The following is a 12,839-nucleotide window of genomic DNA, read 5'->3' as shown; positions in this document are numbered from 1 at the left end:
CTAAATCGACTCACCCTTTGCCAATTTGGGCAACCTACCATCCAATCCCATCGCGGCTCGCATAACTTTTTTCTTGACCGGCACGACACGCTCGGCCAAACCCAAACCCAAATTGCGCAAAATCCTAACCGGCATGATCTCGTTGCTGAAAACCCGGTAAAAAACATCCATGACCGTCATCATTCTTAGATTGTCTGCACGCCTTGACTTTTCATAACGCTTCAATTCGGCAATATCGCCAATATCCCGACCCGATCGATGAGCATTGACCAACACCTCAGCCAACACCGCCGCATCGAGCAAACCGATATTGACGCCTTGACCGGCCAATGGATTAATCATATGCGCAGCATCACCAACCAAAGCGATGCCGGGCCTCACATAACTCTGAGCGTGCTGCCGTTTCAACGGAAACGAAGCGGTACCCAAAACAGTATTGATTCTGCCAAGACAATCCGGAAACGCCTCGGTCAATTCGTTCAGCAATTGCTCGCAGGGCAAGGATTTTAATCGCTTGATTTCACCAGGAGAGTTATACCAAACCAGCGACCCGTATCGACCGGTTAACGGCAAAAAAGCCTGTGGACCGCTCGGCACGAATCGCTGCCAAGTAATATCCTGCTGGGGATAATCGGTTGCCACATAGATCACCAGCGCATGTTGTTTATAATCCCAACCGGTCACCCCAATCCCGGATACCTGTCGAACTTTGGAATTCCCGCCGTCGGCGCCGACTAAAACATTCGCCGTCAAAACCGTACCGTCATCCAGCTCAACCACCGAACGATGGCCTTCGTCATCCAAGCCATAATCGATGCGCTTAATACTAGCCGGACAAAATAAACTGACGTTATCAAATTCCTGCAAACGCTCCAACAAGGCCAATTGGGTTACCCGATTTTCGACGATATACCCCAACTCGTTGTAATCAATGTCGTCACTGCAAAATTCGGTATCGCCGACGGTTTCCCATACTCGCATACGCCGGAAAGGGCAATAACGGCGATTCAAAACACCCTGCCACGCGCCGACCGCCTCCAAAATATGCCGCGAAGCGATACTCAACGCGGAAACCCTGAGATCATGGGACTGGTCTGAAGTAAACTCATTGGGGAATACATGCTCGATTACGGCGACCTTAAGACCGCTTCCGCCTAACCCGCAGGCCACTGCGGCCCCAACCATTCCCCCACCGACCACTACAACATCAAAATTCATTTTCTTATTTGGAACCCGTAGTTAACTATTTTCTAATATACCTATCGCACTTCAAATTTCGGCGATAATTAAGGATTTCGTGATAAATAACGTCCTGGAACTATCAGCTTTGTCGAGGGTTCGGTAACTCGCTTGACAGGGCACCGTGAACCCAGCACCTAAATAAGCCATGATTTTGAATCATTGCCAATGACCTATGGAATTTAGGTGCTGGGCCTTTGACGGGCACCTAAATATATCGCGAAACCCCAACAATTGATTAAGACTATAACAATTTGCATCTAAATGACTTAAAATGCGACTCATGATATCATTTGCAGGTTTCTCTGAACGCAATTGCCTGCATTACTTATCGCATCGCCAATGCAAACCGCTCTTTTTGAAAAGTTTGACTTTAGCATGCATTGCGAGAAAAACGAACTACTAACGCTGTTGATCGCAGCATGACTGGAACGGGCTGGATATAATGACTGAAATTTCCCGAATAAACCTCAAAGAACCTTTGCTTTACGACGCCGATCTTTCCCAAGATAGCTGCGGCGTGGGTTTTATTACTCATAAACAAAGCAAACAGACTCACGAGCTACTTGTCAAGGCGCATGAAGCACTATGCACGATTCCGCACCGCGGCGGCATGAGCGCAGAAGGCATCGGCGACGGAGCCGGGGTGAATGTCGACCTATCATTGAAGTTTTTTCGAAAAATCACCGGAAACAGTAACCTGCAACTCGGAGAATTTGGCGTCGCCAACTTTTTCTTTCCGGAAGATCACGAGCGTTACGATAGTTTCGCGATCGAATTGATCGAAAAACATCTAACTCGATTCGGCCTGCCGGTCATTACTTGGCGAAACATCCCGGTAGACAGCCAAGTCATCAACGAAGCATCCAGAAAAGCGCAACTACCGATCAAGCAAGTAATTTTCGGGCGCCCGGAAGCTTTAAAGACAGCGACTCATAGCGAATTCGAACAACTGATTCAAAGCGCATTGCTGGATATCGAAGCCGATGGCTTTACCCGCGACGAATTAACCGGTTTCTACCCGCTATCGATGAGCTCGAGAACCCAGGTTTACAAAGGCCGACTGAATTCTTTCGAAGTAATACCGTATTTTATCGACCTCTACGACGAAGATCATGAAATACACACCCTATTCTTCCATACTCGATTCTCGACCAATACCGCTCCGGCAACGATGATGGCGCAACCGTTCCGCTACATGGCGCATAACGGCGAGTTAAACACCGACAAAAAAAACCGACTCAGTGAAAATGCGATCGCGCGCCTACACAACAAACATATCGTTTTCCCGTGCGGACAATCAGACTCGGGCCGCCTCGATCAAACACTGACTCGCCGAATCAATGAAGACGAACTCGATGTCGTCACGGCCGTGCTGGCGATGATGCCGCCTGCCTGGGAAAACGACACGACCCTGTCTCCTAAAGTTCGTGCGATGCTCGAGTATTTCAGTCTTTATGAAGAAAAAAATGACGGCCCCGCCGCCCTGATTTTCTGTGACGGCATACGCGTCGGCGCGCGTCTAGATCGTTTGGGGCTCAGACCTTTGCGCTCGGTTGAAACCGAAACCTATCTAGCCGTTATGTCGGAAGCCGGCCAAATCGACTTTCCGCCCAAAGACGTTATCAAACGTGGCCGTATCGAAGCCGGGGGCATGGTTTATTTCGACCACAGCACCGGACAGATTTATAACAGCCATCAAGTCTTGGAAACACTCGCCGGACAGAAAGACTATGAAGCGATGCTCCGCGAACGCAGCCTGCATATCGGCGAACTGCCAAACGTCTCCTTCGATGAATTAACCCCGGTCAACAGCCAATTCAACATCGATCAACAACACACGGCTTATTCGCTAAATCAGGAAAGCTTTAAATTCCTGCTTGATCCGATGTTGAGTACCGGTCTTGAAAAAGTTTCCGCAATGGGCTACGGAATTGCTCCGAATGCGCTTTCCGATGCCGAAGGCGGCATGTCCCGTTATTTCAGCCAGCGCTTCGCCCAAGTCACCAACCCGCCGCTCGATTCACTCCGTGAAAGCGACGGTATGACCTTGCGCGTAGCGCTCGGCGCCAAACCGACCTTTTCAGAGGGCAACAGCAAGCAATTAGTCATCGACTCGCCAATTCTGCAAAGAACGCATTTGGAACAAATCCGCAGGCAATCCAGTGTCAAGACCATCACATTGGACATGCTATTCACGCCGGACTTCGAAAACCCCAAAAATAACGAAGACCTTCTCGAGTCGGCGGTACGCGCCGTTTGTCAACAAATCGAACAAGCAGCCCGCGACAACACCGGCATCATCATTCTCAGCGACACCGGTATCGGCCGCGATAAGGCGGCGATTCCCGCCCTGCTGATGGTTGCCGCGGCGAATCAACACTTGGTCAAACAGGGACTGCGCTTCCACTCGTCACTAATTGCCGAAACAGGACAAGTCGCCAGCGCTCACGACATTGCAACAATACTCGGCTTCGGCGCTTCAGCAGTCTGCCCAATCAGCGCCTACAATCGTGTCATCAGCCAATTCACGCCCGATAAACAACAAAAAGCCCTGGATAATTTTAAAAAAGCGGCTGAAAAATCGCTGATGAAAACCATGGGCAAGTTCGGGCTCTGCACCGTGGAAAGCTATATAGGCGGCGAATTTTTCGAATCGAATTATTTGGACACCAACGAGCCGCGCCTGCAACCGTATTTCCCGAATATCAACGCGCCGGTCGGTGGCGTGCGGTATGCCGACATTGCGAAAAGCGCGGCCGAATGGCATCGCAAAGCATTAAGTATCAAGGACGAAAAAGATATTCCTTTCATCGGTTTGTTCAAGGAACGGCAAGACGGCGCAGGCCATAGCTTCGGCAACCTTGCGGTCCGGGAATATATCAACATGACCGACGAGCCGATCTTGTATATTCCTCAGGACAAATCGCCGGAAGCCAGCGATACCGCTTATTTCGATTTCGGTTATGAAAAACGCACGCCCGAACAAATCGATAATTTCGGCATAACACCGGCTTATCGCAGTTTTGCCAAAAACCTATATCAAGAGCGCGACAATCGCCCGGCCGCATTACGGGATATCATTGACCTACCGGCCGATATCAGCCAAGCGCAAAGCACGGCCGATTTCGACCGTATTTTGGGTAAGCAAAGCTTGCTCGGAAACAACAATTACATGATTCACGGCATCGCGGTTGAACGAATCGACGGGGTTAATTATTCAATAACCTTGCCTGAAAACAACAACGAAACGCGGCTGACAGCTCTTGCCGAACATTTCAAAAACCGTTTCGGCGATAGCGCCGCAACGATCAGCGTTACTAACAATGCCTGTGCAATCAAGCTCTCAGATAGCGACAATCCTTTCGGGCAATATTTGGCCAATATAAAAACGGCCCGTTCTCCGATAACATTGGCCGACGTTCAACCAGCTCATCAAATCACCGCCCGGCTCGCTTCGGGAGCGATGAGTCACGGTGCTCTGATCGCCGAAGCACACGAGGCTGTAGCGCAAGGCACCAACATTGCCGGCGCTCTCAGCAACTCCGGTGAAGGCGGCGAACACTCGAGCCGTTTCAACACGCTACGTTCGAGTAAAATCAAACAATTTGCATCGGGCCGCTTCGGCGTCTGGGCAGGTTATCTGGCCGATCCGAATATCGAAGAGATAGAAATTAAAATAGCGCAAGGGGCTAAACCCGGCGAAGGCGGTCAGCTGCCGGCACCCAAAGTGTCTGTCGAAATCGCGGCATTGCGCGGCGGCACGCCGCAAGTCGAGTTGGTCAGCCCGCCTCCGCATCACGACACCTATTCGATCGAAGACCTCGGTCAATTGATTCACGATGCCAAGGCGGCCCGCGTTCGCGTCGTCGTCAAACTCGTTTCGTCCGAAGGCATCGGAACAATTGCAGTTGGTGTCGCGAAAGCAGGCGCCGATGTCATCAATGTGGCCGGCAACACCGGCGGCACGGGAGCGGCTGCCGTCACGAGCCTGAAAAACACCGGTCGTTCTGCTGAAATCGGCATCGCCGAAGTCCATCAAGCCCTCGCCTTAAACGGCTTAAGGGACAAAGTCATCTTACGCTGCAGCGCCGCGCATCAAAGCGGACTCGATGTCGTCAAATCTGCGATATTGGGCGGCGATTCCTTCGAATTCGGCACGACGGCTTTGATGATGCTGCGCTGCGTAATGGCCAAAAACTGCAACATAAAGTGTCCAGCCGGCTTGACCACGACGCATGAGGAGTTTAAGGGCGATCCGAGAGTACTGGCGCAATATTTCATGAATCTCGCGCATGAAGTCCGCGAAATTCTGGCGGTACTGGGCTATCACAGCCTTAGCGAAATTCGCGGCCAAACCGATTTATTGCATTTAATCAATCACCCGTCTATTGTCGGACAGCTCGATTTCACAAAACTACTGACCCAAGTGCCGGTCGTCAAAGTCGAAAAACCGATTTATCTCGAAGCGAACTTCAGCATCGACGACAAAATCATCGAGCAAGTTAAATCGTCGGTGATTTTAGGCAATCAGACGCAAATCGTTATAGAAGGAGATGACTTCAAACTCAGTAATCGCAATAAAACGGTCGGAGGCCAGACTGCAATCGATATCGAACGCATACTCGCTTACGATTTAAACGAAGAACAAGTCGCTCGTTCGAAAACGATTTATACCAACCAACACGGACGGCGATATCTTGCGCCAGACTCGGTCGTTGTAAAAACGACCGGCTCGGCCGGGCAAAGTTATGCCGCCTTCATGAATGACGGCATGCGCATGGAACATACCGGCACCTGTAACGACGGCGTCGGCAAATCGGCATGCGGCGGCACCTTAATCGTTGAATCTCCAGGCGGCGGGATCAAAACTCCCGGTAATAACGTACTGATCGGTAACTTTGCGCTGTTCGGCGCGACCGGCGGCAAAGCCTTTATCAACGGCGAGGCCGGCGACCGTTTCGCAGTGCGAAATTCCGGCGCGATGGCAGTCGTCGAAGGCGTCGGCGATTTCGCCTGCGAATACATGACCAACGGTGCGGTACTGAATCTCGGCCACTTCGGCAAGGGCTTCTGTAACGGCATGTCCGGCGGTAATGCCTATCAATACGACCCTGAAAACCTGTTACCGAGGCTTTACGACAAGACTTCGGTCGAACTACACGACCTAGCCGAAGACACCGATAGAGCACGGGCGCATGAACAATTCATATTGTCCATGCTGGAACAACACGCCGATTATGCGAACTCCAGCAAGGCCAAAAATATTCTGAAAAATTGGAAAACCGAACGCAAACATTTCAAATTCACGATTCCGCTATGGTTATATAGAACACAGACAGCCGAGTTTTTAAGCCAAACCATGGATCGCAAAGCGATGATCGAAGAATTGGCGGTCTCCTACGCAACACGCCAAATCGAACAAATGAAATCGGCTTATCGGACAAAACAGCCATTATTCGGCGGCGCGATTCCCGGTTACGGCGAAACCGACACCAACTTGACCTTTAGTCTGGTTAACAGTTACGCGGTCATTGATAAGGCATTCCGGATAGCCGGCGAGCAATTGAACTTCAAGTCCGCCACGCCGACACAAGAAGCCTTGGAAAAAGCGGCTTGGAAATTAATTGAGTCCCGTCCGCGTAAAATTCAGGATGCGTTGGTTAAAGAGACTCGCGAAGCTTACAGTAATTACAGCGACGATCAACTGAGCTGGCTGTTGGCAAGCAAGCGCCTTACCGATTATAAAACCGCCTTGGCCAATCGTGATGTACAAAGCATCTACTCGATCGGCTCGACCGCTTGGATCATTGAGCAGGACACTATCAACCGCGATGCCTTGGCCGGCATTCCTGGTGTCGAACAATATCTTGCGGGACTGGTCGGTTCCAATATTATTCAGGAAATGATGGCTCCGGCTTCGGCATAATTCAATCGCACTTTTTACCAGTACCGGCATAACCTGTGAGAAATCACGGGCATGCCGGTATTACGTTCATTAATTTGTAACTAAACATGATGAAAACACCTCATATTCCACTCGATGCACCTTACAGCGACAGTCAACGAGCCTGGCTCAGTGGCTTTTTCGCGGGCATGCATACGCAAATGATACAAAGCGCCGGCAGCAAGAGCCAGGCCGACGCTCGCATCATTCATATTCTTTACGGAACGCAAACCGGTAACTCCGAAGCCTTGGCAAACGATGCCGCCGCATCCGCAAAAGCCCACGGCTTAAAACCGATCGTCAAAAGCATGGACGAAGTCGAATTGGATGCACTCGGCAAGATGGAATATCTCTTGATCATCACCAGCACTTACGGCGAAGGCGAAATGCCGGACAATGCGCAAATGCTTTGGGAAGCGATTTCGTCCGATGCGGCACCGTCGTTGCAGCACATGAAATATTCCGTACTGGCGCTCGGCGACACGAGTTACGATCAATTTTGCCAAGCCGGCATCGAATGGGATCAACGGCTTGCCGAACTCGGCGCCGAACGTATTTATGACAGGATCGACTGCGACGTCGACTTCGAGGAACCGGCCGAATTGTGGATTTCAGAAGTGATCCCACATATGGCCGAGGGCGCCTCGACGACCATTATCGTCGACTCCGACGCAGCAATGGTCGAAGCGCCGAAATATAGCCGTAAAAACCCGTTCCCGGCCAAATTACTCGTCAATCGTCTGTTGACCGCCCCCGAATCATCGAAAGAAACACGACATTATGAAATCTCGATCGCCGGTTCAGACCTAAGCTACGAAGCCGGAGACGCGTTGTGCGTATTCCCGACCAATTGCCCGGAACTCGTCAAAAACATCCTACAAACAATCAACTGTTCAGGCGAAGAAGAAGTCCCGGTCGATGGCGAATTAATGCCGCTTAACGAAGCGCTACGCGTTCATTTCGAAATCAAATTGCCATCCAAGGAACTGATCGATGAAATCGCTCGCCGCTCCGGCGATCAGGAATTGAATACGTTGCTTGAAGAAAACGATAAGGAAAAATTGACGAATTATCTCTGGGGCCGCGATATTCTAGACTTGTTGTTGCAATCCCCGGACATGGATATCTCTGCGGCCGAATTCATCGCCTTGCTGAAACCGCTACAACACCGTGCCTATTCGATATCGTCGAGCAGTAAAAAACACCCGGATGCCGTACATCTAACCGTCGCCAGCGTCCGTTACCAAAGCCACGACCGCGAACACAAAGGCGTGTGTTCAACCTTCCTGGCCGATCTCGTCGATGAAACGACCGATGTCCGCTGTTTTTTCACGCCGAACAAGGTATTCCGAGTCCCGGAAGATAACAGCCTGCCGATGATCATGGTCGGCCCCGGCACCGGCGTCGCACCTTTCCGCGCATTCCTGCAGGAACGGGAAGTACGGCAAGCAACAGGTAAAAACTGGCTATTTTTCGGCGACCGTAATGCCGCGACAGACTTCATTTATCGAGAAGAACTCGAAGCAATGCAAGCCTCCGGTCTATTGACACGGCTCGACCTGGCATTTTCCAGGGATCAGCAGGAAAAAATTTACGTTCAAGACCGAATGCGCGAACACGGCGCGGAATTATTCGCTTGGCTCGAACAAGGCGGCTATTTCTTCGTCTGTGGCGATGCCTACCGCATGGCTAAGGATGTCGATAAAGCGTTACACGATGTGATCGCCGAACAGGGAAAAATGACCGAACAGCAGGCAGTCGATTATGTCAATCAATTGAAAAAGGATAAGCGCTACGTTCGGGACGTTTATTAATCCTGGTACACACGTAACCACTGTACACCAACGATTCCAAAGTCGAGGACTATTGATTGCCACACCCATCGGAGATCAAAATTCTGCGCAGGGGCGCTCGTCAAAGAACGCCGCAAACCCAACACCTAAATTCCAGGCCAATCGGCTATTCAATTACTCAGATAATTTAGGCGCTGGGCTTTTAGAGCCTCCCCCGGTGCCGAATTTAGGTTTATCGCTCCCGATCGAAGCCTGCCTCAGGCTTCATCTAACAGGTTTGTTTCATGAATGATTTTATTCCAGGTCAACGCTGGATCAGCAACACCGAATCCGAATTGGGTTTAGGCATCGTCGTCGAATCCGAGTACAACCGAGTGACAATGCTCTTTTTGGCTACCGGCGAGCGCCGCGTGTATGCGAAAGATAATGCCCCCCTGACGCGCGTCATTTTCAGCGAAGGCGATACCATCGAGTCTGCCGATTACAGTAAATTGACCGTGACCAAAGTCATCGAACGCAATGGTCTGGTGACATATGTCGGTAAAACCGAGGAGAACCGGGAGATAAGCCTCGATGAAATGGAATTGAACCATCATATCCAATTCAATAAACCGCAAGATCGCTTGTTTACCGGGCAATTCGACCCGAGTGCTTGGTTTCAATTGCGTTATCAAACATGGCAGTACTGCCGCGAACATCAACAATCGCCGGTCAAAGGCCTACAAGGCGGACGGACGTCGCTGATCGCGCACCAATTATTCATCGCGCATGAAGCCGCCGGGCGCCCGACGCCTAGAATCATGCTTGCCGACGAAGTCGGCCTCGGCAAAACCATCGAAGCCGGATTGATTCTGCATCACCGACTCAATAACGGATTAAGCAATCGGGCCCTGATCATCGTACCCGAAAGCCTTCTTCATCAATGGCTAGTTGAAATGCTCAGGCGCTTTAATCTACGTTTCAGCATTCTCGACGAAGCGCGCTGCCTAGGTATCGAAAACATCGATATCGACTATATCGGCGAATCCGAACCGTCGACTGAAAATCCGTTCAACACCGAACAATTGATACTCTGCAGCCAGGAGTTTTTCGCGCAACATCCGAAACGGCAACAACAAGCGTTGGATGCCGGTTGGGATATGATCATCGTCGATGAAGCCCATCACTTGCAATGGAGCGAAAACTCGGCCAGCCCGGAATATTTATTCGTCGAAAATCTCGCCGCATCGACGCCCGGATTGATTTTATTGACCGCGACACCGGAACAACTCGGCAAGGAAAGCCACTTCGCTCGATTGCGCCTGTTGGACCCGAATCGATTCTATAGTTTCAGCGCCTTTCTCGAAGAAGAAACACACTTTCAACCCGTTGCCGAAGCCGCCAAATCGTTGCTGGCTAATCAAGCACTAACGCCGGACGAAAGAGCCCATTTAGCGCGCCTGGTCAAGCACGACCATGTCGATACTCTACTCAAAAACCTGGACGATCCGAAAAAATCACAGCTCGCACGCGAAGAACTAGTGAAGATTCTGCTCGACCATCACGGTACCGGCCGGATTTTGTTCAGAAATTCCCGGCAAACCGTGCAGGGCTTCCCTGACCGAGAACGTCAAGGGTACACTTTGAACGGAAGCTCAGAATCCTTGCAGGAAGACCCCCGTACACTTTGGCTCGTTGAAAAAATCAAAGCTTTAGCGGGTCAAAAAGCATTATTGATTTGCCGGCATGCGCAAACCGCGATCGAACTCGAACACATTGTCGAAAAGCGCTTCGGCATCGCTGCGGCCGTCTTTCATGAAGGCATGTCGATCATCGAACGCGACCGCGCGGCGGCCTATTTCGCCGACCAAGAAAGCTCGGCTAGACTACTGATCTGTTCCGAAATCGGCAGCGAAGGCCGCAATTTTCAGTTTGTCCATCATTTGATCTTATTCGATCTACCGGACAATCCCGACCTGTTACAGCAACGCATCGGCCGCCTCGACCGCATCGGTCAACGTCACATCATCGAAATTCATGTACCCTATTTGACCGGCAGCCGCGAACATACCCTATTCCGCTGGTACGACGAAGGTTTGAACGCCTTCCGTCACAATACTTCGGCGGGACAACGCGTCGCCGAGCTTCTGCATGATGAACTGCACACCGCGCTCGAAAAATACGATAGCGAATCGCTCGACAAACTGATTGCCAAAACTCAAACCCTAGCGCAACAAATCGAAACCGAACTGCATAACGGCCGCGATTTGCTGCTCGAACTCAATTCCTGCCGTAAAGATGACGCTCAAGAACTGATCGATCGACTCAAGCAACAGGATAATGAAGGCTTGCTATGGCCTTATATGGAAGACGTCTTCGAATGTTACGGCGTCGATACCGAATTCCATTCGGCCGATTGCTACATTCTAAGACCCAGTGAACACCTGCGCATGGCGCATTTCCCCGGACTTTCCGAGGACGGCTTGACGGTTACCGTCAACCGCGACATTGCGCTGGCCCGCGAGGAACTGCAATTTTTAACCTGGGAACATCCGATGGTCGCCGCTGCGATGGATATGATTCTGTCCAGCGATACCGGTAATGCCGGTGTCAGTGTTGTCAAGCATAAAGACCAAAAAGCCGGCCGCTTCTTATTGGAATGCTTGTTCATCGTCGAATGCAGCGCCCCGCCCGAACTGCAAATAGGACGCTTTCTGCCGCATACACCTATTCGCATCTTAATCGACCAAAACAAGGCCGACTTAACCGATACGATCGAACATATCGAGTTGATCGACTCTGGCAAAAAATTCGACAAAACACAGATCGTCGCTTTTTTGAACAGCCAACGAAAACACCTGACTACCCTGCTCGACATCGCCGAACAAAACGCCCAAGCGCAAATGAACCGGTTGATTACGGACAGTCAAAAAAACATGCTGGAGACGATGACCGGCGAAATCAAACGGTTGACTCGGCTAAAACTGGTCAATCCGTCGATTCGCGAAGATGAAATCGAATTCCAGAAAGAAACCGCGATGCTCTTGCACGAAAATATTCAAGACGCGCAATTAAGACTCGATGCGGTCAGATTTATCATTACTAGTTAAAAAACACCATTCGTAATTATTCAGCATAAGTCATGTATGAGAAGGTGTCAGGCATTAATTTATAAGGCTGTCTGCAACAGGACGTTGCAGTCAGAGCTTACAAGGATGTATTCACGCGTCCTTAGAAATCAATGTCTGACACCAACCTACCGCATGCGCTGAATAGTTACCACCATTCAATGAAAAAAGTCACGATAGAAAATTACCGCACGGATAAATTCTATCTCCGCATCGTTAAGGCAACGGCGGAATTACTGACCGATCAAGGTTATGTTGCGCCGGTTCGGCTTTTCAAAAAAATGGAACTTTTGACGGAACAGGACATCGCCGCCTGGCGCCGGGGCCGATTGCCTTATTTGGAACAAGCCATACGCTGCAATCTTGCTCAAGCCAGCCGGATTCTACGAATACTGAGATTCCATGCACACGACCTTAATCTCAAACCCTCGAATACGGTGTATCTAAGCAAGCAACCAGACAACCGAATACCGCTCAAATTCACCAAGTACGGCGACAAAAAACTTGAGGAAGCCTACACCACACACCTGGTTTCGCCACGCTTGAAAGCGGCCGAGCAACCTGCCGAAACTATAGGGGTAACCAAGGAATAACCGGCTGCGAGGAGCCAAGCATTAAAACTATGCAGGACTTTAAGCATAGAATCCTACACTAATCAAACCCTAAGGGCTTGCATTAACATTGACGGGATTACCATACCGTGCTCCAGCGATTGAGTGGTTTTGCCATCGCGCTAGATGTCCAACAACGTAC

General features: G+C 50.5%; 5 protein-coding genes. 4 read left to right on the top strand and 1 reads right to left on the bottom strand.

Features of this window, described 5'->3' with window-relative positions; genetic code table 11:
• Positions 1-1,218: an FAD-dependent monooxygenase gene (locus EQU24_RS05515; RefSeq protein ID WP_026130127.1), complete on the bottom strand. Its 1,218-nt coding sequence runs from the start codon at positions 1,216-1,218 to the stop codon at positions 1-3.
• A 466-nt stretch (positions 1,219-1,684) separates the two neighbouring features.
• On the opposite strand from EQU24_RS05515, the gene EQU24_RS05510 reads away from it, so the two are divergent.
• The 4 genes from EQU24_RS05510 (at position 1,685) to EQU24_RS05495 (ending at position 12,679) form a co-directional block, all read left to right on the top strand.
• Entirely contained in the window at positions 1,685-7,168 is a 5,484-nt protein-coding gene (locus EQU24_RS05510) for a glutamate synthase-related protein (protein WP_017840449.1), read from the top strand.
• 89 nt (positions 7,169-7,257) lie between these two features.
• Positions 7,258-9,000 carry a sulfite reductase subunit alpha gene (locus tag EQU24_RS05505; RefSeq protein WP_017840450.1) on the top strand — a complete coding sequence of 581 codons (1,743 nt, stop codon included), beginning with the start codon at positions 7,258-7,260 and terminating at the stop codon, positions 8,998-9,000.
• Between the two features lie 263 nt (positions 9,001-9,263).
• Positions 9,264-12,068 carry an RNA polymerase-associated protein RapA gene (gene rapA, locus EQU24_RS05500; RefSeq protein WP_017840451.1) on the top strand — a complete coding sequence of 935 codons (2,805 nt, stop codon included), beginning with the start codon at positions 9,264-9,266 and terminating at the stop codon, positions 12,066-12,068.
• 131 nt (positions 12,069-12,199) lie between these two features.
• Positions 12,200-12,679 carry a hypothetical protein gene (locus EQU24_RS05495; RefSeq protein ID WP_138767093.1) on the top strand — a complete coding sequence of 160 codons (480 nt, stop codon included), beginning with the start codon at positions 12,200-12,202 and terminating at the stop codon, positions 12,677-12,679.
• The last annotated feature ends 160 nt before the right edge of the window (positions 12,680-12,839 follow it).

Source organism: Methylotuvimicrobium buryatense (assembly GCF_005931095.1).
GTDB lineage: Bacteria > Pseudomonadota > Gammaproteobacteria > Methylococcales > Methylomonadaceae > Methylotuvimicrobium > Methylotuvimicrobium buryatense.
This window is presented reverse-complemented; position numbering and strand designations above follow the sequence as displayed.

Excerpts from the sequence above, each read along its gene's own strand:
- rapA (WP_017840451.1), top strand. The coding sequence starts at position 9,264 with ATGAATGATTTTATTCCAGGTCAACGCTGGATCAGCAACACCGAATCC.
- EQU24_RS05495 (WP_138767093.1), top strand. The coding sequence starts at position 12,200 with ATGTCTGACACCAACCTACCGCATGCGCTGAATAGTTACCACCATTCA.
- EQU24_RS05510 (WP_017840449.1), top strand. The coding sequence starts at position 1,685 with ATGACTGAAATTTCCCGAATAAACCTCAAAGAACCTTTGCTTTACGAC.
- EQU24_RS05505 (WP_017840450.1), top strand. The coding sequence starts at position 7,258 with ATGAAAACACCTCATATTCCACTCGATGCACCTTACAGCGACAGTCAA.
- EQU24_RS05515 (WP_026130127.1), bottom strand. The coding sequence starts at position 1,218 with ATGAATTTTGATGTTGTAGTGGTCGGTGGGGGAATGGTTGGGGCCGCA.